This is a genomic window from Enterococcus sp. DIV1375a, from assembly GCF_051712205.1.
Classification (GTDB): Bacteria; Bacillota; Bacilli; order Lactobacillales; family Enterococcaceae; genus Enterococcus; species Enterococcus faecalis.
Window position 1 is genome coordinate 1,479,749 of record NZ_JBIOOM010000001.1, and the last position, 25,465, is coordinate 1,505,213.

The following is a 25,465-nucleotide window of genomic DNA, read 5'->3' on the forward strand; positions in this document are numbered from 1 at the left end:
GTCAATTCCTCCTAGTTTCTTTTTTCAAGGATGCTTGATATTGTTCTTCATAATCATACAAAGGCGTTGGATAGTCTCCATTAAAGTAAGCCATACACAGCCCAGAATAAGGAGCATCATAATTTAATTGAATCCCATCAATCAGCCCTGCTTCACTCAAAAAAGCCAGCGAATCTGCGCCAATCTGCTCTTTGATCTCTTCAATTGAATAGTTTGCCGCAATTAGTTCGTCCCTCGTCTGTATATCAATGCCATAAAAACACGGATATTTTAATGGCGGTGAAGCAATTCTGACATGAACTTCTTGCGCTTCTGCTTCTTTTAATAAATGAATAATGCGTCGAATAGTGGTCCCGCGAACAATCGAATCATCTACTAAAATGACTTTTTTTCCTTTGACCACGCCACGAACTGCCGATAGTTTCATACGGACACCTTGTTCTCTTAATTCTTGTGTCGGCTGGATGAATGTTCGAGCGACATATTGATTTTTTACTAAACCTAGTTCGTAAGGTATCTGTGCTTCTTCTGCATAGCCGCTAGCTGCAGACAATGACGAGTTTGGTACCCCAATTACCATATCAGCTGCGACTGGACTTTCGATTGCCAAGTTCTTCCCCATCCTTTTACGAGCTGTATGCACATTAACTCCAGCAATATTTGAATCTGGTCGTGCAAAATAAATATATTCCATTGCGCAAATCGCCGGTTGGACTTCCGTAGTGAAAACCTCTATTTTCAAGCCTTCATCAGAAATGATGACTACTTCACCAGGCGCCACATCTTGAATAAAGCGAGCCCCAACTGTTTCTAATGCACACGTTTCGGATGCCACAACGTACGCCCCATTGTTCATTTGTCCGATGGAGAGAGGGCGAAAGCCGTTGGGATCTAGTGCAGCAATCATCATCGTTTCTGTTAATAAAAGATAAGCAAAGCCCCCCTTAACCAAATTCAAGCTCTCTTTTAGTTTATCGAGAAACGAGGCAGCAGTGCTTTTTCGAATCAAGTGCATTAAAATTTCAGTGTCTGAATTGGAATGAAAAATAGCGCCTTCTCTTTCTAGTTGTTTTCGTAAACGTTTGGCATTTGTCAAATTGCCATTGTGTGCTAACCCAATTTGACTATCATAAAATTTAAATAAAAATGGCTGAATATTATCCACGCTACCCGTACCAGCGGTTGCATAGCGTACATGACCAATAGCCGCCGTTCCTTCTAATGCATTCAGTTGTTCTTGCTTTTGGAATACTTCTGCTAATAAACCTAAATCACGGTGGCCATCTAATTTCCCAGAATTGTTCGCCACAATTCCCGCGCCTTCTTGGCCTCGATGCTGCAAGCTGTGTAAGCCAAAATAGGTCACTTGTGCCGCATCAGGATGACCCCAAATACCAAAAATACCACACTCTTCATTTAAGCTTTTTGCTTCATAAGACATGGAATCGCATCCTCCCATAAGGCTTTGGCTTCTTTTGTTGAACAATTGATCACATCATCTAACGCATGAATGATCAAACCAGTTTCAGTCACTTTCCCAATATGTTGAGCTTTTCTTCCGATAAGTGTTTCAAATGCTTCTTGATGCTGGGGACTAACTGAAAGAATAAAACGGGATTGCGTCTCCGCAAATAGATATTCTTTTGCTAATGGCAGTGTCACCTGTAACCCCAGTTCGTTGGCAAAAGCCGACTCGGCTAAAGCAACGGCAACGCCGCCTTCAGCGCAATCATGCGCGCTAGCAACTAGGCCTGCTTGAATTGCTTTTAAAACTAATTCTTGGTTTGCTTTTTCCTCTTTTAAATCAAATGAGCGTAATTGCCCTTCAATTCGCCCCAGTTGCATTTTTTGAATTTCTGAGCCGTTAAAATCTGCGTGGGTTTCACCGATGAGATAAATTAAGTCATCCACTTGTTTAAACGCTTGTGTGGTAATTTGTGAAACATCTTCAATTACTCCCACCATGCCGATCATTGGCGTTGGATAAATGGCTTGACCATCTGTTTCATTGTAAAGAGAGACGTTCCCAGAAATCACGGGCGTTCCTAGCTGACGGCAAGCTGCGGCGATTCCATCCGCCGACGTCCATAATTCCCAAAAACTTTCTGGTTTATCAGGGGAACCATAATTCAAACAATCAGTGATAGCCAAAGGTTGTGCTCCACTTGCTACAATATTACGGGCTGCTTCTGCAACCGCAATTTGCCCACCAATTTCAGGATTTAAATACAAATAACGGCTATTACAATCTGTCGTCATCGCTAAGGCTTTATTGGTGCCCCGCACTCTTAAAACAGCTGCATCACTTCCTGGTTGCACCACTGTATTCGTTTGTACTTGACTATCATAGGTTTCGTAAACTGATTTTTTCGATGCAATCGTTGGTTGTTGCAATAGGCGTTTTAATAATTCCGTGCTATTCGTAATTTCTGGAATGAAGGGCGCTAATTTTTTAAAAGCACGCATCCGTTCTGGTTCTTGATAGGCTTTCTGGTAAACAGGTGCTTCTTCTGCTAAAGCATCTACTGGTACATCTGCGACTATTTTGCCACCGTGAAAGACACGATACTGTCCATCATCTGTTACGGAGCCAATCGCTACCGCTTCTAAGTCATACGTTTGAAACAATTCACAAACTTGCTGTTCTGCTCCTTTTTCCACACAGATTAACATCCGTTCTTGGGACTCAGACAAGAGCATTTCATAGGGGCTCATCTGCGTCTCTCTCTGCGGAACTTTATCTAGCTCTAGAATCAAGCCTGAACCTGCTTTTGATGCCATTTCAGCACTTGAAGAAACCAAGCCAGCCGCCCCCATATCTTGGATGCCGATTAAAATATCTTGATGATTTTTGATTAAATCAAGACAAGCTTCCAATAATAATTTTTCCATAAACGGATCACCTACTTGTACCGCAGATCGTTGCTGTTCTTCACCTTCACTAAATTCTTCTGAAGCAAAGGTCGCACCATGAATTCCATCTCGTCCTGTTTTCGCACCTACGTAAAGAATGCTATTTCCGACGCCTTTTGCTTGGCCTTTTTGAATCTCATCATGACGAATCAATCCCACACACATAGCATTAACAAGTGGGTTTCCTTGATAACATGGCTCAAAAGCAATTTCGCCGCCAACGGTTGGAATACCAATACAATTTCCATAACCGCTAATCCCCGCCACAACTTCTTGAAACAAATAACGTGTTCGTGCATCCGTCAGTTCGCCAAATCTTAACGAATCCAGTAAAGCAATCGGCCGCGCCCCCATACTGAAAATATCGCGAATAATTCCACCAACGCCTGTAGCTGCTCCTTCGTAAGGTTCTACTGCAGAAGGATGATTATGGCTCTCTGCTTTAAAAACAACAGCTAATCCGTCACCAATATCGACAATCCCAGCTCCTTCACCAGGGCCTTGAAGCACTTGTGGCCCTTCCGTCGGAAACTTTTTTAAAACGGGCTTGGAATTTTTGTAAGAGCAATGTTCACTCCACATCACGGAGAATAAGCCAGTTTCTGTATAATTAGGTTCTCTTTGCAAAATGGTCTCAATCTGATGATATTCTTCATCTGTTAGTCCCCATTCTGCATACAACCGTGTCTCCTTGATTTCTTTTGGTGTTGGTTCATTCATCATTGGCTTAATTCCTTTCCAAAGTTTTTAATGATTGAAGCAAAAAAGCTGCGTCCATCTGTTGAACCTAACAATTCTTCCATCGCTCGTTCCGGATGAGGCATCATTCCTAGAACATTGCCCTGTTCATTACAAATACCAGCAATATTCGCAAGACTACCGTTCACCTTTTCTTGATACGTAAAAACAATTTGGTTCTTTTCTTTCAGCTCTTGCAACGTTTTTTCATCACAATAGTAATTCCCTTCGCCATGTGCTACTGGTAAATGTATCGAAACATTTTCAGGATACTCGCTTGTAAACTTTGTGTGCGTATTCACTTTCAATGGGACACTTTTACAAATAAAACGAAGCGAATCATTTCTTAGCAACGTGCCAGGAAGTAAGCCAATTTCTGTTAAAATTTGAAAGCCATTACAAGTGCCAAAAACCATTTTGCCTTCTGTAGCAAAGCGAATCACCTCATTGATAATTGGCGAAAACCGAGCAATTGCACCACAACGTAAGTAATCGCCATAAGAAAAACCACCAGGCAATAACACGCCATCAAATTTTGCTAAAGAAGTGGCATCGTGTCGGACAAATTCTGCATCGACGCCCATCACCTCTTTGACAGCCCACAATAAGTCTGCATCACAATTGGATCCTGGAAAAACAATCACTGCCAATTTCATTTAAATTTCCTCCAAAGATAAAATTTCAAAACGATAGGATTCCATATTTACATTGGCTAATAGTTGATCACAAATTTGTTCAATTTTCTCTTCAATTGCTTCTGTCTGCTGGACGTGCATTTCAAAATACTTACCGACACGGATTTCGGCTACTTCTGTAAAACCAAGCCGATGGACTGCTTCCTTAACCGCTTCACCTTGGGGATCCAAAATTGATTCTTTATACGTAACATAGACTTTGACAAAATACATACGCGCTTCCTCCTCAATTAGCTGTTAGTAAACGTTGTAAAACTTCTTCATATACAGGAACTATTTCTCCTAATTCACGGCGATAAACATCTTTATCCAGATGTTCGTTTGTGTTTAAATCCCATAGACGACAGGTGTCTGGAGAAATTTCATCTGCCAGTAACAATTGATTGGCCTTCGTCCGACCAATCTCGATTTTAAAATCGATCAAACAAATATTGAGGCGTTGAAAGAGTTGACTGAGCGCCTGATTAATTTGTAAAGCCAATGCTTTAATCTCCACAATTTCAGCAGGAGTGGCTACTTTTAGAAATTGAATATGGTCTTCGTTAATAAAAGGATCATCCAGACGATCTTCTTTGTAATAAAATTCAATAATGGGCGTCACTAATTTAGTGCCCTCTTCAATCGCTAAACGCTTTGAAAAACTTCCTGCCGCATAATTACGTACGACAACTTCCAAAGGAATCATTTCTACAGCCTGAATTAATTGTTCGTGTTCAGATACTTTTTTGATAAAATGATTGGGAATCTTCTGTTGCTGTAAATGTTCAAAAATTAGACTAGTGATTTGATTATTTAAAGCGCCTTTCCCAAGAACTTTATCTTTTCTTTGACCGTTTAAAGCTGTTGCTTGATCAAGATATTCCACAAAAAGAACCGCTGCATTTTCTGTTTGATACAACTTCTTCGCTTTTCCTGTATACACAAGTGCTTTCTTTTCCATTCTTTCCCTCTTCTCGTTAGCTTCATGAACCCTATTCTTTCTAACTCAGCTGATTTACATCAGATAAAGACTTACATTAGTTGCAAAAAAACAATAATCGTTCGTGTTTGTCGAATGTAAAAATAAAAAACTTGCTTGGAGCAAGCATTTATTAAGTTACATTCCAAATACCAACAGTCTCAATTTCCTTTAACGTTTCTGATAAGCAAGGTGTTGTAATGGTGACGTGGCCCATTTTTCTGCCAACTTTTGATTCGGCTTTTCCATAGTAATGGACTTGCCAAGTGGGTTTTGACGTGCATAACTGGTAGCTTTTTTCTAAGTGTTCGCCTAAGAGATTCACCATAACCACTGGTTGAAGTAACTGGGGTAACCCAATGCCCCAATTGCTAATCCCTCGAATATGCGCATCAAATTGACTAAATGAGCAAGCTTCAATAGAGTAATGACCTGAGTTATGAGGCCGTGGCGCTAATTCATTGACGTACAACTCTTCTGAATCCGTTAAAAACAGTTCGATAGCTAAAACCCCAGATAAATTTAATTCCTCAGCAATGTGTTGCGCCAATTCCGCTGCTTTTTTTTGCACATTCTCAGAAATTCGAGCGGGCACAATTGATTCATGCAAGATATTCTTTCGATGAATGTTTTCAGATACAGGAAAGCTTTGGTAACCATGCTTATTCCCTGCAACGATGATTGAAAGTTCTTTAGTGAAAGGCACCCACTTTTCTAATTCACAAGTGGCGTTAGCTAATAATTTAGTCGCTTGGGAGAAATCCTCTTCGCATTTTAAGACGACCTGTCCTTTTCCATCGTATCCACCTTGAATAGTTTTTAAGACACATGGAAAACCAATCTTTTCTGTTGCTTGTGGCAGCTCTTTCTGACTTTTCACTTCCGCAAAAGAAGCAATCTTACAGCCAATCGATTGAAGAAACGTTTTTTCAAGCAATCGATTTTGAGTAATTTTTAACAATCCTGTTCCTTGTGGCAGCTTTTCTAGTGGAATGGCCTTTTCTAGGGAGGCCACTTCAATATTTTCAAATTCATAGGTGATCACATCGCATAACTCTGCTAGTTCAGTTAAAGCAGATATCTGATCAAAGGCTGCCACAATTTGACGGTCAGCTACTTGACCAGCTGGACTATTGAGCGTTGGGTCCAACACAATCATTTGGAAACCCATTTTTTTACCACTCATGACTAGCATTCGCCCTAACTGTCCCCCACCTATAATGCCAATAGTTGCTCCGACTTTTAAAGGTTTATTCAAGTTGTTCCCCACTTTCCATAACCGCTTTTTCCAATGATTGTCGTCTTGCTTGGATTCTTTCTGCTAACTGTAAATCATCAATACTTAGTATTTCTGCAGCTAATAACCCAGCATTGGTAGCACCTGCTGAGCCAATCGCAGTTGTTGCTACAGGAACTCCCCCTGGCATCTGCACAATAGACAACAGTGAATCAATACCGTTTAATGTTCGTGTTTTAACTGGAACACCAATGACAGGTAAGGTTGTCTTTGCAGCTACCATCCCTGGTAAATGGGCCGCTCCACCAGCGCCAGCGATAATAACCTTCAATCCTTTTGTTCGTGATTCCTCTGCAAAACGAAACATCAAATCAGGGGTCCTATGTGCTGATATCACTCGTTTTTCATAAGGAATTTTCAACTCTTCCAACACAAGACAAGCAACTTTCATCGTTGCCCAGTCTGAGGTACTTCCCATAATCACAGCGACTAATGGTTTCATGAATGTAATAACTCCTTCCGCCTTTTTTCACTGTTATTCTAACAATGAGAAAAAGAGATGTCAAAGAAAAACCGAAATATTATAGATTAAAATTATATAATGTTCGTGTTTATCAAAAAAGAGTCATCGGAAAGATGACTCTTTTTTGATATTTTTAGCGTTGCTTCCTCTTTAAGAAGAAACGTCGCCTGTATTAATAACTGGTTGTGTGCCCTTATCAGTAATGATTGAGACTAGTAAATTATTAATAAGTTGTACTTTTCGTTCATCGGTAAAATTAATTTCTTGCCCTTCTTCAATCTGTTCTAAGGCCATTTGTGTCATGCTTACCGCACCTTCAACAATTGTTTGTCGAGCCGCTAAGATTGCTTTTGCTTGCTGTCTTTGCAACATGGAGCTAGCAATTTCAGTTGCATAAGCTAAATGATTCAACCGTGTTTCGATAACCTCTACACCAGCCACTGCTAAGCGTTCTTGCAATTCTTTGGTTAACTCCTCGGAAATTTGTTCGGTATTTCCTCGCAGAGTTACATCATTATCTGAAAAAGTGTCATAAGGATATTGTGTTGCTACATGCCGGATTGCCGTTTCGCTTTGAATTTCCACAAAGTCTTGATAATAATCGACATTAAATAACGCCTTAGCTGTATCGACTACCCGAAAAACGATGACCGCAGAGATTTCGATTGGATTCCCGTCAGAGTCATTGACTTTTAATAGAGAACTATTGAAATTTCGTACTTTCAAAGAAATGTTCATTTTTTGCGTAAATGGAATGGTAATAAACAACCCATTTTCTTTAATCGTACCTAAGTAACGACCAAAAAATAAAATAGCTTTCGCCTGGTTGGGACTAACAATAGTTAGGGAACTTAAAAATAAAATAGCCCCAACTAACAAAATAATACCTAAAACAACAAGAACTCCATTGGTATGACTTGCTCCATAAATAAATAAACCAATTCCCGCAATTAAAATAACTAATAAGCTCGCAATTCCTACGTAGCCACTCATATAAAATGTTTTTTTCTCTTCCATCTGTTTCACTCTCCTAACTCATTTATCTGGTCCTTATTATACACCTCATTGCCTTCAATAGAGTAACTTTTAACATTAAATAAACTGATTTTTTCGGGGCTCTTGTAGTATACTGAGAACAAAGAAATCCCAAGAAAAGGAGTGATAGAATGCGCTATTTAAGCAAGGACATTTTAGAGGAAGTCATCACTCAACGCCCCTCTGACTCTTATAAAAGTAATTTTGGGCGTGTTGTATTAATCGGAGGAAACCGACAATATGGCGGAGCCATCATCATGAGTACCGAAGCGTGTATCAATAGTGGCGCTGGTCTCACCACTGTGATTACTGATGTTAAAAATCACGGGCCTTTACATGCAAGATGCCCAGAAGCGATGGTCGTGGGCTTTGAAGAAACAGTCCTTCTGACGAACGTCGTAGAGCAAGCGGAGGTTATTTTAATTGGTCCAGGTTTAGGCTTAGATGCTACTGCACAACAAATGTTGAAGAGGGTGCTTGCCCAACATCAAAAACAACAATGGTTAATTATCGATGGCTCAGCAATTACCCTGTTTAGCCAAGGTAATTTTTCCCTTACCTATCCTGAAAAAGTTGTTTTCACACCTCATCAAATGGAATGGCAACGTTTGAGTCACTTACCTATTGAGCAACAAACACTGGCAAATAACCAGCGCCAACAAGCAAAATTAGGCAGTACGATTGTTTTAAAAAGTCATCGCACCACAATTTTCCACGCAGGAGAACCTTTTCAAAATACAGGTGGCAACCCTGGGATGGCTACTGGCGGAACTGGGGATACCTTGGCTGGCATCATTGCTGGTTTTTTGGCTCAGTTTAAGCCGACAATTGAAACCATTGCTAGCGCCGTTTACTTACACAGTCTCATTGGTGATGATTTGGCCAAAACCGACTATGTTGTTTTACCAACGAAGATTAGTCAAGCCTTGCCGACATATATGAAAAAATATGCCCAGCCACACACTGCACCTGATTCTGAACTATTAGAACAGAAGCGTTCGAGATAAAACCCGAAAAGGCTAAATGGTGACAAATTTTGGGTTAAAAAGCAGGATTTAAGCCTGGGCCGAAAATCAAAAGCGATTTTCAGCCCAGGCTCTCTTTTTATTTTTCCTTATAAACATTTTTTAACGTTAATGGAGCGCCAAAGGTATGAAAATTCAAGCCTTTGACTTTATCATTTTGCAGGACTGTTTGTTCATTTTGGCTAAGTGGAATCATGCCAGCAGTCGTTTCAATCACTTCTTTTTCAGCTGCAATCAGTGTCGCCCATCTTTTTTCTGGCTCTAAGGCATAGGTTGTGGCTGCTTCATCTAATAATTTGTCATAGACAGGGTTCTGATAATTGCGATCATTGCCCTTGTATAAAGTCATCAGGGTAGAAATAGGATCTTGATAGTCTGGTGTCCAGTAAATTAAGAATAAATCATAGTCACTTTCTCGCCCAAAGTTCAATGCAGCTTCAGTCGGCAATGCGGTTAGCTCTATTGTCAAACCAGGAAACAGTTCTTGTAGCGAGCCTTGCAAACTTTCACCAATTTTTTTGTAAGAACCATCATCTGTAAATTACCTGCTTCTTGACGAAAATCGAGGCCCGTTGTGGGATTCGCCACAAAGCCTTCCGTAATCGCACCATGTAGCGCTTTAGAACCATCTGCAATAATATTATTGACTAGATTTTCTTTATCTATGCCTAAAGCCAACGCTTTACGCAGGTTTTCGTTTGCAAGCGGCGTTGCTTGCCCTTTCCGTTTTTGATTTAAGCGCAAATAGTTCATTGTCGCTGTTGGGTACGAATGATACAACGTATTATTTTTATTCTGTTGCGCCAATTCACCACTTAGTGTAGCCACATCTAATTGTCCATCTTCAAAAAGATTCAATGCGGTAGATGTTTCTTTGATAACCGTATAATTGATAATGTCTGAGCGCACGTTCTGGTGATCCCAATAGCGATTATTTTTTGCTAGTTGCCAGTCCATCTTTGTTTGCTGCCAATCTTTTACCACGAACGGACCATTATAGACGACTTTATCACTAGCAGTTCCATAGTCCGCACCAAATTGTTCGACTACTTTTTGATTTTGCGGGAAAAATGTAGGGAAAGCTAACAAGGACGTAAAGTACGGTTTTGGCTCTTTGAGCGTCACCTTTAATGTATAATCATCCACAGCTGTGACACCTAGTTCATTGGGTGCTAATTTCCCAGCTGAGATTTCTGCACCATTTTGAATTGTTTCAACGATGAGGAAGCTATAAACAAAGCCATTTTTAGGATCAATCATTTTTTTCCAAGCATATTCAAAATCATGCGCTGTGACAGGATCATCGTTACTCCAAACCGCTTCTTTTCTCAAAGAAATCGTGTAAGTTTTTCCATCTTCTGAAATCGACGGCAATTCTTTTGCTACGGCTGGTACCAATTGGTCTTGTTCATCTAAACTATATAACCCTTCAAACGCTGCAGTTTGGACAATAGCATCTGGAAAATCCAATAATACAGAGGTGTTGAGCGTTGTTAATTCCGAGGGTGACATCAGTTGAACGGCTTCTTTGGTATTTTTCCGTTTCTTTTTATTTTCATTTTTATTGGTACACCCAGCTAAAAATCCTACCAATAAAATACAAACCATTGTGATTTTTAAATACTTTTTCATCTTCTTTCTCCTATAACTCTTCATTTTTTATGCTTTTACTTACAGAAAGACAGCTCCCCTTTTATTTTGTCCTTTCCACAAGCATCCAGACAACGACCGCTGGCTCCAACCCATCATTATAATTAATGTGCCCCTCACCAGCTTCAATTAATTGGGCTTGTCCAGCTTTTCCGACTAAGTCTTGACCATCTTCTAAAATCGTATGTGCTTCGCCAGAAATCACATAAGAATATTCATCCTGTTCATGGCGAGCATATCCAGCTAAAGGCCGTTTTTCACCAGGCTGTAATGTAATAATGCCCATTTGAACTTGTGTATTTGGTTGGTTTTCTTTATCAAAAAAAATCGTCATTTCGTCTGATTCTGCTGATTTAATAAGCAATAGCTTTCCCTCCTTTTTTAAATCTTGTATCTTCCATTATTCCTTTAAATAGTATCAAAGTCAATCTTTTTATAGAAAATTCTGAATATTCTACACAAAAAAAGAGAGCATGAATTCTCTCTTTTTTGTCTCTTTAAACTTTTACAATCCAGCCTTCTGGCGCTTCTTTGTCACCAAACTGTATGCCAACCAGTTCATCATATAGTTGCTTAGTCACTGGTCCAACTTCCGTTTCACTATAAAATACATGGAAATCTGTGCCGTTTTGAATCCCACCAATAGGAGAAATAATCGCCGCTGTGCCACAAGCACCCGCTTCGGAGAAGTCCGCTAATCGATCAATGTAAACGTCTCCTTCAAGCGCCGTCATCCCTAAACGTTCTTTTGCTAGCGTCAATAATGAATATTTAGTAATACTTGGCAAAATAGACGCTGATTTCGGCGTAATAAAAGTACCATCTTTGGTTATGCCAAAGAAATTGGCTGCACCAACTTCTTCAATTTTCGTATGCGTATACGGATCTAAATAAATGCAATCACTAAATTCTTTCTCATGTGCTTCTGCACCTGGTAAAAGACTAGCTGCATAATTGCCCCCCACTTTAGCGGCCCCGGTTCCTCGACCCGCTGCTCGATCATATTCAGAAACGATAAAGTTGGTTGGTGCTAAACCATTTTTAAAATAGGAACCAACCGGCACGCAAAAAATAGAAAAAATGTATTCTTTGGCAGGTGCTACGCCAATATTATCGCCGACACCAATCATATAAGGGCGAAGATACAACGTACCGCCCGTTCCATATGGCGGTAAATAAGCAAGGTTGGCTTTCACCACTTCTTGGCATGCAGAAACAAAGGTTTCTACTGGCACTTGTGGCATCAGTAGACGCGCACAACTTTTTTGTAGCCGTTTGGCATTTTCATCTGGACGAAACAAATTGACAGAACCATCTGCACATTGATACGCTTTTAATCCTTCAAAACATTGTTGGCCATAATGTAGAGCAGGCGAACCTTCACTAATCGTTAACTGATTGTTATCTGTTAGCGTGCCTTCTTCCCACTTGCCATCTCGCCAATAACTAATATAACGAAAGGGCGTTTTAATGTAAGAAAATCCTAAATTATTCCAATCAAGATTGGCTTTTTCCATTGTCGTAGCACCTCAATTATTTTGATTTTTTATCTTAATTAGTGTAATTGTACCCACCAAAAACTAGAAAAGCAAGCCTTATTCTCATTCTTAACTTTTGTTATTTTTTCTTACTTGTCCATTTCTCCCTCACCAAAAAACCTTGATAGCCGTTTCTTCAATTGCAACGGAATATCAAGGTTTCGAAAAATTATTCAGTATACTCTTTGGTTTCTTGTAACGTACCATCTTGCTTATAGATTTTCAGCTTTGTTTGCTTATTCCGAGCAATTTCTTGAGCTCGTTCAACCGCCTCTTGTTTGTGGGTAAATGTATTACTTGCTTTTTCAGCGCTGTCTGAAATCACCAACCATTGGCCGTCTTTATATTTAACGTTGACAGCCGCCGTTAATAATTTTCCCGCATGTTTATCCTGTTTATGCGAATCTTGTTTCGTAGGATTTGCTTCTTGTTCGAAGGCTTTTTTGTCTGCTGCACTTGCCTCTTGATACCATTTCTCCGCTTGACTAATCGCAATTGGAATGGCGCGATCATCAGGGTAGCCATCCACAAGCAACGCATTGCCAATATCTATCGCTTTTTTCCGAATCAAAGGTGCTAAATTTTTCATTGATGTAGGATAATCATTCATATTCCAAGGCATCAAAATCTCCTCCTTAAATTCTGTCTATTACTAGCTTACTACAGAAAAGAAACATTTGAAAAAGAAATGATTACTTTGAATATTTCCTGAACCTTCTTGAGAGAATAAGCCTAATTTCCCATTAGCCAAACTTCTCAATCTTTGAGTGTATGATTACTCATTTCCCTTTGAATCAGTTATGATAAAGGAAGAAATAAATAAATTTTTTGGAGGGATTTTCATGAAAATGTCTAAAGTACTCACCACTGTTTTGACGGCAACTGCTGCTCTTGTGCTGCTTAGTGCTTGTTCATCTGATAAAAAAACAGATAGTAGTTCTAGTAGCAAAGAAACAGCTAATTCAAGTACAGAAGTAGTCTCTGGTGCTTCAATTAGTGCCAAGCCTGAAGAGCTCGAAATGGCGTTAAGTGATAAAGGAAATTGGATTGTCGCAGCTACTGACAATGTCACTTTTGATAAAGAGGTAACAGTTGCTGGTACTTTCCATGATAAGGGGAAAGATTCCAACGATGTCTATCGTAAATTAGCACTTTATTCCCAAGATGATAATAAAAAAGTAACTGCTGAATATGAAATCACGGTTCCTAAGCTAATCGTTTCTTCTGAAAATTTCAACATCGTTCACGGGACTGTCAAAGGTGATATTGAGGTGAAAGCAAATGGCTTTACTTTAAATGGTACCAAAGTTAATGGCAATATTACTTTTGATAAACAAGAATACAAAGATTCTGCTGACTTAGAAAAAGATGGTGCCACTGTTACTGGTGAAGTCACCGTAGCCAATAATTAAGTTATTACCAGACAATTTTAACTAGTAAAAAACCAATGACAAATGTTCAATCAAATTTGTCATTGGTTTTAGTTTGTAAACACAGTGCCAGCATTGGTAGATAATTACAAAATGAACTCACTCTTTGCCATAAGCCTAAATAATTAAATGGTTTTACCTGTTGCAACTGTGGAATCCTTGCTAAGCCATATAAGCCGGCTGCAAGCATACATAAAATAAACAAAAAGCCAAAAAGGTTTTTATTTTTTTGCGAACCGTATTTACTGTAGATAATGGTTAAGACGCCTGATAACAACAAAAAGCCTGTATAACCGACTGCTGATCCTCCGTTATGAAGCGCGGCAGCAACTGTGCCAGCGGTTGAAGTGTCTACGCTGAAGAGCCCACTGAAAATACAATCAAATAAACCATAAGCGCCAATCATTGCCACTACTAACCAAGCACCTTTTTTCGTTTTTCTGGAAAAAATAGCATATATCCTAGGTAAACTTGCTAACATCAACATTCCCGCAATGATAGTTAACCGATTAAAGTTTTCCCTAACTGGACTATTCACATCACCTAATAAGCTAATTACTTCTGTCAATTGATTGTAACCTTGATCTTTGAATCCGACATAATAAGGTGTAAAAAAATCAAGTAAGACCCCTAAAACTAAAAAATAGCCGCCACATTTTTTTAAAAACTGCATCTATTCACCTCAATTTTGATTTTCTATTTACTTCAAGTATAGCATATCAAAAATTCCAAATAATGAAACTTTCTTTCTCACTAAAAAACTTTTCGTCAACGCGAGACGAAAAGTTTTACTTTAGGATTCAATAGAATCTACAATCTTATCATTTTCTTTTGATTCATTTAGCCACTCCGAGACAATAATTTTAATGATTGCAGCAACAGGAACTGCTAAAAACATCCCTAAGACGCCGAAGTACGCTCCCCCAATCGTAATTGAAACAATAATTAAAATCGGATTGACATTTAGGGCATCTCCCATAATTCGAGGACCAATAATATTGCCGTCAATTTGTTGTAAAATTAATAAAACTAGTAACACCGTAATTGCTTGAGTAACACCACCTGTGAAAAGCGTAATCACACCAGCAACAATTGACGCAAAAATCGAACCAAAATAAGGAATCATATTACAAATACCTAATAAAATCCCCAAAGTCACAGCAAATTTCACATTCAAAATACTTAACAAAATCGTTGATGAAACGCCAATTATACAAGCATCAAGAAATTGGCAGCTGATAAATTTATAGAAAATTTTATTCGTTGTATTTAACCAAGTTTGTGTTTGCTTGTACACTTTTTCAGACAGCAATTTGTGGGTAGCCTTTTCAACAAATGTCAAAATAGATTGCTTAAATACCAGCGCATATATTGAGATAATCAACGTCAAAAATGCATTTAAAAAGAATGATGAAACATTTTTAGTCAACGTTCCTAATGAAAACAACGCTTGTGTCCATTGATTTAAAAAACGTTCTGGCGACAAATCTTTAAGGACACTATTTAAATATTTTTCAATCGCGGCTGTTTTTAAAATCCCTTTATCTTCTAAACTCATTACAAACTGAACCATGTGATCATAAAAAGTGGGTAAAGAGTTTGCTAAATCTACTAAATTACTAATGAGTAGCGGAACGATATAGTTTAATGTCAAAACAAAAATAAACAAAATAATCAGGTACAAAAGGAGTACGCTCAAGCCGTGTTTCGCTTTTTTAACGACTGGTAAAGGAACTCTTTCTAGTAATCCCTCGATTTTTTTCTGACTTCCACTCAATAAATAAGCAATCACAAACCCAGTAATGAATGGGGATAAGATGCCTAATAAACCCGAAACACTATGGACAAAGTGCTGATAATTCGTGATTAATAAATAGCCAACAATCAGCGCCATTACAAATAAAAAGCGGACAACCCAGTAATTCCAATCAACATTGTATTTCTTCAATCACTTCACCTCTAAATAAATTATGCCTATCATTGTAATTGTAAACGATTTGTGGCAAAAGGCAAGTTTGTCCATTCGTTCTTGATGAAATACACAAAGAAGCCTGACACTTTAAAAAATGTGTCGGTTTATTCTGCAGTATAAAAATGAGGCACTAGACCTTGCTTCTTTTCATAAAAGAAGCAACTTGGGCTACAAGTACGTTTAACTTGTAGACCAAGTTGCTTAGATAGACTAAATTTATTTTTTTGATTCCACTGTGACCGTAAAGTTATCCATAATGAAATCTTTATCGGCACCTGTTGTAAAAATACCAAACGTAGTGTTTCCTGAAGCATCCCCAATTATTTCTGCTTCATAATGCTTGGTTTGACCATCTGCTGCTGTCGAAGTTAACTCACCGACTGGCTTAAAGTCATTGTTATTTTTCAACTCCCCATTAATGGTCCCAGCAGTAAAGACATTTTCACCATCAGTTTGATAATCAAATTGGACCGTATATTTCTTGTTCGGTTCAAATTTAATATTTTGCGGAATTGTTTGAAGCATCAATCCTGCTCCTTGTTTATGGGCTTTCAAGGACCAGTTGCCTTCTAATACATCTGAAACAAGGTTTCCATTCCAACCATATTGTGTGTAAGGTTCATTTCTTTCTGATAAATGAATCCGTGGATCTTCTACACCACCAGCTGAGCCTTTAACAAACGGATATAACCCAACTGCTTGTGTGTCTTCAAAATCTTGCTTAATAACTGTTTGTTTGTCTGGGTTCATGATATCCGTTTGACGCTCAACAATTCGTAAATCATCAAATTTTGTAACGGAATTGCCTTTATCAACCGCTAATGTCACCGAGCCTTTTTTGGCATTATCTGGGATTTCAAAATCAATTCGCATATTTTGCATATACTGCGGATTTTTCCTGCTTGTATGGTTAATATCTGCCTGAATGTAGTTTTGGGCAACCGAATTATTCACTGTCCGCGTATATTTTTTACCACCAATTTTAACAGTTACTGTGGCTTTGCGATCATGTGTTTCTGTGTTTAAATACAAACTATATTTTCCTGGTTTAGGAAGATTGATGTCTTGTTTGATTTCGGTTCTTTCTTTTTCTGAACTAAAGACATAATCACCGTTAGCATCTTTTTTAACCTCTCCATCACCTCGGAAAACTTTCCAGTTATTTTTCAAGGTATTGGCTTCATTAAATCCAGGATCTTTAAATGGTGTTCCTGTTCCGAATGTCATCGGTTCAATACTGTCAGGTTCAGCAATGACATACGGTGTATTAGCCTCGGCTTGGATGGTCACTTGGTTATTTGTAGTGGCAATTACGCCTTTGTCATTACGCCCTTGATCTGTTAATTCATATAAATGTAAATTCGTTTTTCCTTGCATTTTCTTATCCAATGACCAAGTGCTGGTACCGCCTTTTGGATTCCAGTGATATAGTTTGTCTTGACCATTGACATTCCAAGGCAGTAGATACGCATCACCTTTTAGAACTTCTGTCTCATTTAACGTAATGCTTCTTGGCGAATTAGCATCTGCTTGAGTAACGGTCACTTTTTCAGCACCGTTCGCTAATTTAATCGTGCCATAGATTTGACCATCTGCTGCTGTTGTAGTTTCCCAGTTTGTAATTTGGTAATGTTGTAAGAACTTAGTTGGGACATTAATGGCAAAAGTTTTTTGGCGATAGGTATTAAAATTGGTTTTACCCACCCAACCTTCATAGGCTTCAAATTCAGCTCCACCTAACAAAGGGTTGTCGGAAATAATCCAAGTATCTTTTTGATGATTCCGAATAAAACGAACGATTGTACTGTTAAAGCCTTTCGTTGTTGTACCGCCGTAATCTTTTTCTGCAGACCAATGGTTCCAAACCGAGTCATACTCTAAAGCATTCGGAAATTCATTGGTTGTAAACCAACCGAGTGAATTAATTTCTTTACTTAGTTGACGACTTGCCCAACCTGATTCGCCTTGATTGCCCCAAACATCAACATAAATATAATCTAGATTCGGTGCTTTTTGTTTTAATTCTTTAAAGCGCTCATAGCGACGACCACTCAATGCATCGGGTCTTTGTTTAATAAAATAAGACGGATCTAACCAATCCCAGCCACGCTTCGTTGGATCAACTAATTCCTCATTAAATCCTTTTGCTTCTGGGTAAGACTCGGTGTCATTAATATGCACACCGAAAACGGCATTTAATTTATGTCCTTCATCAATTAATTGATTCAACGCTTGTTCCCCACCAGGTCGCTGACCAATAGCACCGTAATCTGGATGCGCAGAATCATGTCCTTCATTTTGATACCCTTTTAGTAAATTCATTTGTCCTAATCCATCTGTTAAATTGTAAATGCGTTTTGATTCGTCTAGCGTCACTAAGAATGGGTTTGTCGCCTGACTAGCAAAGTTAAAAGGAATCCGTTGGTTGACTAATTCAGGGACTTTTTCCGCGCCCATTGGGTTATTCATAATTGAACGGAACCCAATTGCCGCATCTTGCCAATCCACCCGATTGTCGTCGTTGCTATCTTTTGAGAATTTAACTTTCACTTCTGGTGTTTCTCCAGTTGTGTAATCTTCCGGTGCATCAAATGGTCGATAGGTCCATGCCCCACTTGACAAGGTTGTTACAAAACCAGTCGCCGCTTCTTTTGTTTGTTTATGGATTCGATTGTTGTCACTACCATCGACAGAGCCGTCTCCATAGGCGTTCGTCCAAAAACTTGCAGCATAATTCGCCGTATTTAAGAAACCATACATATATTTTTTCGTTTCTTCTTGGCTTGTTGTAGTTAAATCTTGGATAGTATCACCATTTTTATTTCCGTTATTTGCATTTGTCCCAGTATTCATCACAACGCCAGCAAAAGTCGCCCCTTCATCTGTACTATTGACAGAAATCAAGCCTTGATTTGGAATTGAAATTGTGTGTATTTTAGTTCCTTCTTCACGAATATCTGAGAGTTTCATAGCTAATTCTTGGCCTTTGGAAACAGTCAATGTCGTTGTGAAACGCAGGCCAATTTCTGGGACAGCTACATTATAAACGGCTTGATTTGCTTCACTCTTTTGTTTTTCAGCAGTTGCTTTATATGCTTTGCCATCAATCATTACTTGATCAATTTTCTCGTGTTGGCCATTAAAAATCACTTGATTATTCTGAGGGTCTTCGTAGCGAATAATTCGTGGAAATTGTGGATCAACCACGGCTGTTAAATCTGCAGAAGAGATTTTGTCGCCTTTTTCAGCTTCATTGTCTTTAGCAACAACAACGCTGGCTTTTGCTTTGATATTTGTATTTTCCAAAGTACCGTCGACTTCAAAAGTTCCTGGTTCTTTGTATGCATCAGGATCGATTCCATCCCAACGGACTGCTTCATTGGCTTCTTTACCAGTATTATAGGTCACTTTTACTTGTTTCGGTAATTTTGGTGCAACACCAATTTTTGTAAAAACTTTGACTGGCGCAATTTGTGTCACTTCTGGCACAATTTCTGGAATGCTATCTACGGGGCCATTTTTAAAATAGTCATAATTGACAACTTTTTTGTCGTACCACAAACGGACACCCACATGTCCGGCTTCTGTTGGAATTTTGTCCCCGTTGGCCAAAACAGGTTCTCCTTCGTAAATCAACGTGGTGTTAAGCCAGATAGTAATTTTTTCACCAACATAACGTACTTTCAACAAATAATTCGTATCTTCATTTAACGTTGGCCCAGAAATTGAATCATTCCACGAATTAGGGCTTTCAACTAACCATTTGCCATTCGCGTTATAGCCTACAAAAACCCAGCTATCTTTGGTATTACCACGAATAATCACACCCGTTCGACCGTTTCCAGCAGTGTATTTAAACTTTGTTTCTACTTCACCATCAGCTAATTTAGGGGAATCTAAATTTAAAGATACGGCATTATTACCTGCTGCTGCATCTCGTGAAATCGCCAATGACTCTCCTGCTAATTCTCGATTTGTTTTACCAATCACATCTTGCCACTCACCAATTTTCCCTCCTGGAAAATCAGATTGCCACAATTTTTCTTCTGTTGCGGCAGGTTCCACCATTGATGAGCTTGTTTCAGTGCTGCTGTTTGTTGTTTCTTCTGCAGACGTACTTAATGGTACTAAAATCGTTGCGCTTGCCAATAGTGTCAATGTACTAAATCGTTTTATTTTTCCATGTTTCATCTGATAAATCAGCCCCCTAACATTTTTGAACACGCTTTCATTATTAACAATTAAAGGGGCGTTCCAAAAATAAATTCTTTTATTTTTGGAACGTCCATCTCTAAATCATTCTCTTAAAAACTTTAATTACTTACGACAACAAGTCAGAATTATTCATCCTCATCATCTACTGCAACATTTAGCAGCAATTCGTTGACTTTCACAATACTTTCTGCTGATTCCTTAACATAGTCACCTTCAATCGCTAATAAATTTGCATTTACATAGCTGATAACCATCGGTAAATTCATCCCAGTATATAAGTCAAACGAAGCACCTTGCATAATTTTTTTGGATAAAATATTACAAGGTGTTCCCCCTAATAGATCAGCAAAGACAACAAAATCTTCTAACGATTCCGTAATCGCTTCAAATTTTTCTAAAAAGTCAGCTTCACCTTCTTCTGGTAATAAAGCAACAGTGGAAATTGTTTCTTGCGGTCCCATAATCATCTCCGCACTTTTTTTCAATTCCTCGCAAAAACGGCCATGACTTACTAAAACTAAATGTTCACTCATCGATTTTCTCCTGTCTTACTTATTTTGAAATAACACCTAACGCAGACAATGCGACACAGACAATTAATACGATAAAAATGGCTTTAGTAGACGTCATATTCTTTTTACCTAACATCCAATAAACGCCACCGACAATTCCTGCAGGAAGTAGACGTGGTAAAATCATATCCAAGTTATTTTGCATGTTAAGTGTTACATCCCCAATACTTGGTGCCCATGATAGTTTGACATTAACCATTGTTGCCACTAAAGCGCCAACCATGAAGACCCCTAGTAAAGTTGCAGCGTCTGTTAAGGCAGTTAAGCGGTGTTGCATAGTTGTTACCAAAGAAATTCCTTCGCGATACGCAAATTCCAATTGTTTCCAACGGAAGACCATCACGGCAATTTGAGCAACAATCCAGATAAAGATACCAGTTGGGTTGCCATTAATCGCCATGTTGGCAGCTAGCGCCCCAAAAATAGTTGGAATTAAAGCTGCGAAAATTGAATCCCCAATTGCTGCAAACGGTCCCATTAAACCAGTTTTCAAACCTGAAACTGTTTGTTTTCCAGCAATGCCTTCTTTTTCTTCAATGGCCAAATCGATCCCTGTAATAATCGTATTAAAGAAGTTTGAAGTATTGAAAAATTGCGTGTGTGTTTTCATCACTTCTTTTAATTCAGGCGTATCATCCCCATAAATTTTACGCAATTGTGGCAAAATCGTATACAAGTAACCTGATCCTTGCATTCTTTCGTAGTTCCAACCTAATTGGAAAGTAAACAAGCTTCTGCGATTAATTTGTTTAAAATCTTCTTTCGTCAATTTATAATTAGATTTCGTCATCTTCAATCTCTCCTTCGTCTGAATCATTCGCTGCATGTTCTTTTTTGGCTGCTGGCCCACTCGGAATCATTTGGCCATTTTTGTAGCTAATTGCGGCTAAAGCGAAACCAATTAAAGCAACTGCTAACATTGGTAGTGCGTTAAATACACCACTGAAGTCTTTCACAACGCTCGCAACAGATGTTCCTAAAAGTTGCATGTTTGTAAAGATTGTTCCTAGTAAAGCAGTTACAGTGAAACCAAGAATTAAATAAGGGAAATGTTTTTTCACTGGTAAGTAACGTAGTAAAATTGCAAAACCGACCGCTGGTAAGACCGCCCCAGCAACAGACAAGCCATCACCTAACCATTTCAAATCGCCATTTAGGACAGATACAACTTTTTGTACTAAACCACCACCAAAAGCAAGTGCTAAGAAGACTGGAATCATTCGAGAAAGAGACCAAGGTAAGGCACCCATTAAGAAGTTACGTTCAATTCCTTTGTAGTTCATATCTTCGACCATTTTATCAATCCGATGTGCAAAGTAGGTATTCGCAAAACGAGCCAAAATGTCTAATTGAATCATTAAACTAGCAACTGGTACTGCAATAGCAGCGATTGCTTGTTCAGGGTTCATTCCTAAAGACACAGAAAATGCTGTGGCAAGAATCGTGCCTGAGTTAGCATCAATTTTGGAGGCACCCCCGAAAGTCCCAACTCCTAATACAGTTAATTGCATACTTCCACCAATAATAAGTCCTGCTTTAATATCCCCCATCACTAATCCTGCAAAAAGACCTGCAAACACTGGCGCACTTAATGAAGAATAAATTTGTAATTCATCTAAAATTTGGTATCCTGCGTATAATGTTAATAATAAGATCTGCCACCATAAGATATTCATTTTTTGTTCCCTCCTATTTTGTTATCAAACTCATAAAGTCTTCCGCTTTGTCACTTGGCACCATTTGAGCAATCAGATGGACACCTTTAGCATTTAACTCTTTAAAAACCTCAATATCTTGATCGACCACATTGATTGACTTAGTAATAGACCGTGTTTCGTTTGTTTGTGACATGTTCCCAACATTGATTTCTTTAATCGGCACCCCAAGTTCTACTAGTTTTAATAAACGATCTGGTTTCCGTACCACAATTAGTAAACGTTGTGAGTCGTATTTTCCTGCTAAAATATTTTGAGCAGCTTTTTCAACTGGTAACACGCTTAGTTTCACGCCAGCTGGTGTTGCTAATTTTAAGCCACTTTTTTCAATGGCATTCCCTGCAACCTCATCATCAACGACCATAATTCTGGAAATATTCAATTTTGTCGCCCATAAATTTGCCACTTGTCCATGAATCAAACGTCCATCAATTCTTACGCCAATAATACTCATTGTAATCCCTCTTTCATTTCTTTATATAGTGGTTCTTTTACTAACTGAATTTCTGGTTGGTACGTTCCTTCCGTTTCAAAAATGACGATCTCATTTTGCCCTTCTTTTAATAATCCTTTGGGAATATATAAGGAAAGCGTCGGACCAACATTCCAGAAACGACCAAGATTGGTTTGGTTAACAAAAACAATTCCTTTGCCGAATTTAGAAACATCAATAAATGTATCTTTCACTTCTGCTAACTCCATATGATACTGGTAAAAGCTTGGTTGATCAGGTTGCCATTCTCTTGAATAGTCTACCTGTTCACAGCTTGTCATAGGTAAACAATATTGTTGCCATTGCGTCATAAAATGTAAATCTGCCATGACACCCGTTCGAATCCCTTTTTTCTGAGTATCTGCAAATAGTTTATGCCCGTAATTGACACGACCCATATTTTCTATTAAAACATCGATTTGATTATTCTCTTGCGGCAGTGTAACGTAAATATCTTCGCCAATTTCCGTTTGATATTGCGTTGCTTGATGTACCTGATTGACAAATAATTGCAGACGATCACGACCGTCAATCACTCTTAGCTTTTCTTCTGCAGCATCTTTTTCAATGCTTGTTCGGTAAAGAAGATAGCCGGTATTTTGTCCTAATTGTTCCATGGTTTGCGGATAAACGCTGACCACTGGCTGACTAATCGTTTCTAAAGTCGCAAACAAACTCACTTTGTTTGTTAAAGGAATTGCTGTTTGCGCAAAAGAATCTTTTACTAATGGTTCAGCTTGTGGTAACGCAGGGTACTCTTCGTGAAGCATTTTTTGTAACGCAAAATACTTTTCGGTTGGGTTCCCTTGTTCATCAAGTGGCGCATCATAATCATAGGAAGTGATTTGTGGTAAATCAATGGTTCCTCGTGCGGAGCAGCCATTCATAAACCCAAAATTGGTGCCGCCATGAAACATATATAAGTTGATACTGCCTAATGCTAATGCTTCTCTAACTGATTCAGCCAATTCTTGCGGATCTCGTTTAATAATTGGCTCTTTCCAACGATTAAACCAGCCATCCCAAAATTCCATACACATTAACGGCCATTTTTTACCATGTTCTTCAAAAAAGGCTTGCATCATACCGAAATTTTCTTTGGCTTTTGAGCCAAAATTCCCAGTTACTAAAATATCATCTTCAATCATGCTGCCTGCCCGCAATGTTGCGCGCCATGGCCCGTCAGAAGTAAAAAATGGTGCTGTCACGCCACGTGCAATCATCAAATCGCGAATCGCCCGTAAATACGCTTTTTCTTCGCCAAATGAACCATATTCGTTTTCGATTTGAATCATTAAAATATTGCCACCGTTAGCAAGTTGATGCGGAACAATTTTTTCCATTAAAACATCATAATATTCCGCAACATGCTTCAGATAGGTTGGATTATTCGAACGCATCCGTCCTGGTTCATTTAATAGCCAAGCTGGAAAACCGCCAAACTCCCATTCTGCACAAATATAAGGAGACGGCCGTACAATCGCATATAGTCCAAGTTCTTGTGCTAATTTTAAAAAGCGCTCCAAATCTAATATTCCCTCAAAATGAAATGTTCCTTTTTGCGGTTCATGTAAATTCCATGGCACATAGGTCTCAACTGTATTGAAGCCTAAAGCTTTCAAGTTATAAAGTGAATGATACCAATCTGAGGGATCTACACGAAAATAATGAATGGCGCCTGATAAAATTTTAAATGGTTGACCATTTAAAAGAAACTCCTCTTTAATTTCAAATCTGTCCACATTGCCACCCTTTCTAGTAAACGCTTTCAATTGCTGGATAATTGCTAAATAAAGAAAGCTCTTTATTTAGCAATTTCAACTACTTGGATGTTCATAAGATGTTTCTTCACGTTCTCTACGTCTACATGCCCAGTCATTCTTTCTTGGGCATTAGCCATTCCAGCCGCCATGCCCCATTTTAGCAGTTCGGCAGCTGGGGCATCCTTGGCTAGTCCATATGCAAGACCAGCAATGGTTGCATCTCCTGAACCAACAGGATTTTTAGCTTGAATCGTTGGAATTTTTACACGATAGAATTGATCGTGATGTTTGGCAATTGCACCATCTTTTCCTAAAGATACGACAATCCATTCAATTCCCGCAAACATTGGTTTTGTTAAAGCTGTTTGTACAGCTGCTAATGGATTTTCTGAAAAATCTTGCTCTAGCAATCCTTCTAGTTCCTCTAAATTAGGTTTAATTAAATACGGTTTCCATGGTCCTTGAAGAACTTGCCTTAAACTATCACCAGAAGTATCTAGTAGCACTTTAACCTCTTGTGCTTGAGCTTTTTGAACTAATTCTTGATAAAAATTTGTTGGTAATCCTTTCGCTAAACTGCCAGAAATTGTGACAATTTCAGCTTGCTTAATTAATTGATCGAAATTTTCAAGGAAGTCGCTGATTTCTTCTGGGGAAACCGTCGGTCCAGCTTCTAAAATTTCAGTTTGATTCCCTTCGTGCAAAATCGCAATCGAATCACGCGCTTCTTCTTTGATTGACGTAAATGCTTGGGGGATGTTTGCTTTCTTTAACTCGTTTGCAATAAACGCCCCATGAAAACCACCAAGAACGCCGGTAGCGATAACATCTCCACCTAAATCATGAATAACGCGAGTGACATTTAGTCCTTTGCCACCAGGGGTTTTGGTCACCTGACTGGTCCGATTAACGGTATCAAGCTTTAGATGATCTAATAGGTAGGAGATGTCAATTGACGGATTCATTGTTACTGTTACTATCACAGCTATGCCT

General features: G+C 38.7%; 22 protein-coding genes and 1 pseudogene. 2 read left to right on the top strand and 21 right to left on the bottom strand.

Annotated features, from left to right (window positions below):
- Position 1 precedes the first annotated feature (1 nt).
- The 8 genes from purF to IGJ63_RS07280 all read right to left on the bottom strand — a co-directional run bounded on the left by purF (position 2) and on the right by IGJ63_RS07280 (position 8,081).
- Positions 2–1,441 (bottom strand): amidophosphoribosyltransferase, encoded by a 1,440-nt coding sequence (gene purF / locus IGJ63_RS07245; protein ID WP_002382407.1) that lies wholly within the window; start codon positions 1,439–1,441, stop codon positions 2–4.
- Positions 1,417–3,636 carry a phosphoribosylformylglycinamidine synthase subunit PurL gene (purL, locus tag IGJ63_RS07250; RefSeq protein ID WP_002357273.1) on the bottom strand — a complete coding sequence of 740 codons (2,220 nt, stop codon included), beginning with the start codon at positions 3,634–3,636 and terminating at the stop codon, positions 1,417–1,419. The genes purF and purL overlap by 25 nt, the downstream gene beginning before the upstream one ends.
- The gene (gene purQ / locus IGJ63_RS07255) at positions 3,633–4,307 is read right to left on the bottom strand and encodes a phosphoribosylformylglycinamidine synthase subunit PurQ (RefSeq protein ID WP_002357272.1); all 675 of its coding nucleotides are present in this window, start codon (positions 4,305–4,307) and stop codon (positions 3,633–3,635) included. The genes purL and purQ overlap by 4 nt, the downstream gene beginning before the upstream one ends.
- Positions 4,308–4,559, bottom strand: a complete 252-nt coding sequence (purS, locus tag IGJ63_RS07260; RefSeq protein ID WP_002357271.1) for a phosphoribosylformylglycinamidine synthase subunit PurS — start codon at positions 4,557–4,559, stop codon at positions 4,308–4,310.
- A gap of 13 nt (positions 4,560–4,572) precedes the next feature.
- Positions 4,573–5,286 (bottom strand): phosphoribosylaminoimidazolesuccinocarboxamide synthase, encoded by a 714-nt coding sequence (gene purC / locus IGJ63_RS07265; RefSeq protein WP_010822912.1) that lies wholly within the window; start codon positions 5,284–5,286, stop codon positions 4,573–4,575.
- Positions 5,287–5,437: 151 nt separating this feature from the next.
- Positions 5,438–6,562 carry a 5-(carboxyamino)imidazole ribonucleotide synthase gene (gene purK / locus IGJ63_RS07270; protein WP_010822913.1) on the bottom strand — a complete coding sequence of 375 codons (1,125 nt, stop codon included), beginning with the start codon at positions 6,560–6,562 and terminating at the stop codon, positions 5,438–5,440.
- Positions 6,555–7,043, bottom strand: coding sequence for a 5-(carboxyamino)imidazole ribonucleotide mutase (purE, locus tag IGJ63_RS07275; protein WP_010822914.1), 489 nt, complete (start codon positions 7,041–7,043; stop codon positions 6,555–6,557). The genes purK and purE overlap by 8 nt, the downstream gene beginning before the upstream one ends.
- Positions 7,044–7,214: 171 nt before the next feature.
- Complete coding sequence (locus IGJ63_RS07280; protein WP_002357267.1) at positions 7,215–8,081, bottom strand: SPFH domain-containing protein; 867 nt, start codon at positions 8,079–8,081, stop codon at positions 7,215–7,217.
- A 149-nt stretch (positions 8,082–8,230) separates the two neighbouring features.
- On the opposite strand from IGJ63_RS07280, the gene IGJ63_RS07285 reads away from it, so the two are divergent.
- Positions 8,231–9,106, top strand: coding sequence for an NAD(P)H-hydrate dehydratase (locus IGJ63_RS07285; protein WP_002380377.1), 876 nt, complete (start codon positions 8,231–8,233; stop codon positions 9,104–9,106).
- A gap of 97 nt (positions 9,107–9,203) precedes the next feature.
- On the opposite strand, the pseudogene IGJ63_RS07290 reads toward IGJ63_RS07285, so the two are convergent.
- The 4 genes and pseudogenes from IGJ63_RS07290 to IGJ63_RS07305 form a co-directional block, all read right to left on the bottom strand.
- Positions 9,204–10,756: pseudogene (locus tag IGJ63_RS07290) on the bottom strand (peptide ABC transporter substrate-binding protein).
- A 61-nt stretch (positions 10,757–10,817) separates the two neighbouring features.
- Entirely contained in the window at positions 10,818–11,138 is a 321-nt protein-coding gene (locus IGJ63_RS07295) for a cupin domain-containing protein (RefSeq protein ID WP_002360128.1), read from the bottom strand.
- 133 nt (positions 11,139–11,271) lie between these two features.
- Positions 11,272–12,291 (bottom strand): branched-chain amino acid aminotransferase, encoded by a 1,020-nt coding sequence (locus IGJ63_RS07300; RefSeq protein WP_002369265.1) that lies wholly within the window; start codon positions 12,289–12,291, stop codon positions 11,272–11,274.
- Positions 12,292–12,481: 190 nt separating this feature from the next.
- The gene (locus IGJ63_RS07305; protein WP_002371034.1) at positions 12,482–12,934 is read right to left on the bottom strand and encodes a DUF2188 domain-containing protein; all 453 of its coding nucleotides are present in this window, start codon (positions 12,932–12,934) and stop codon (positions 12,482–12,484) included.
- A 178-nt stretch (positions 12,935–13,112) separates the two neighbouring features.
- Here IGJ63_RS07305 and IGJ63_RS07310 point away from each other — a divergent pair, with 178 nt between their 5' ends.
- Entirely contained in the window at positions 13,113–13,724 is a 612-nt protein-coding gene (locus IGJ63_RS07310; RefSeq protein ID WP_002382413.1) for a lipoprotein, read from the top strand.
- A 46-nt stretch (positions 13,725–13,770) separates the two neighbouring features.
- Here IGJ63_RS07310 and IGJ63_RS07315 read toward each other — a convergent pair whose 3' ends face one another.
- From IGJ63_RS07315 to IGJ63_RS07355, 9 genes are all read right to left on the bottom strand, one after another.
- On the bottom strand, positions 13,771–14,415 hold the full coding sequence (locus IGJ63_RS07315) for a DUF998 domain-containing protein (RefSeq protein ID WP_101731778.1): 645 nt from the start codon (positions 14,413–14,415) through the stop codon (positions 13,771–13,773).
- A gap of 120 nt (positions 14,416–14,535) precedes the next feature.
- A complete protein-coding gene (locus IGJ63_RS07320; RefSeq protein ID WP_101731779.1) occupies positions 14,536–15,690 on the bottom strand; it encodes an AI-2E family transporter in 1,155 nt (384 codons plus the stop codon).
- 240 nt (positions 15,691–15,930) lie between these two features.
- Positions 15,931–19,905 carry an endo-alpha-N-acetylgalactosaminidase family protein gene (locus tag IGJ63_RS07325; RefSeq protein ID WP_101731780.1) on the bottom strand — a complete coding sequence of 1,325 codons (3,975 nt, stop codon included), beginning with the start codon at positions 19,903–19,905 and terminating at the stop codon, positions 15,931–15,933.
- A 149-nt stretch (positions 19,906–20,054) separates the two neighbouring features.
- A complete protein-coding gene (locus tag IGJ63_RS07330; RefSeq protein ID WP_002365775.1) occupies positions 20,055–20,462 on the bottom strand; it encodes a PTS sugar transporter subunit IIA in 408 nt (135 codons plus the stop codon).
- Between the two features lie 19 nt (positions 20,463–20,481).
- The gene (locus IGJ63_RS07335) at positions 20,482–21,291 is read right to left on the bottom strand and encodes a PTS system mannose/fructose/sorbose family transporter subunit IID (protein ID WP_002357254.1); all 810 of its coding nucleotides are present in this window, start codon (positions 21,289–21,291) and stop codon (positions 20,482–20,484) included.
- Entirely contained in the window at positions 21,278–22,177 is a 900-nt protein-coding gene (locus tag IGJ63_RS07340) for a PTS mannose/fructose/sorbose/N-acetylgalactosamine transporter subunit IIC (protein WP_002357253.1), read from the bottom strand. Before IGJ63_RS07340 ends, IGJ63_RS07335 begins: the two co-directional genes overlap by 14 nt.
- A gap of 13 nt (positions 22,178–22,190) precedes the next feature.
- A complete protein-coding gene (locus IGJ63_RS07345; protein WP_002361968.1) occupies positions 22,191–22,670 on the bottom strand; it encodes a PTS system mannose/fructose/N-acetylgalactosamine-transporter subunit IIB in 480 nt (159 codons plus the stop codon).
- Complete coding sequence (locus IGJ63_RS07350) at positions 22,667–24,481, bottom strand: glycoside hydrolase family 35 protein (RefSeq protein WP_173951232.1); 1,815 nt, start codon at positions 24,479–24,481, stop codon at positions 22,667–22,669. Before IGJ63_RS07350 ends, IGJ63_RS07345 begins: the two co-directional genes overlap by 4 nt.
- A gap of 32 nt (positions 24,482–24,513) precedes the next feature.
- Positions 24,514–25,455, bottom strand: coding sequence for a hexose kinase (locus tag IGJ63_RS07355; protein ID WP_080005611.1), 942 nt, complete (start codon positions 25,453–25,455; stop codon positions 24,514–24,516).
- Between the last annotated feature and the right edge of the window lie 10 nt (positions 25,456–25,465).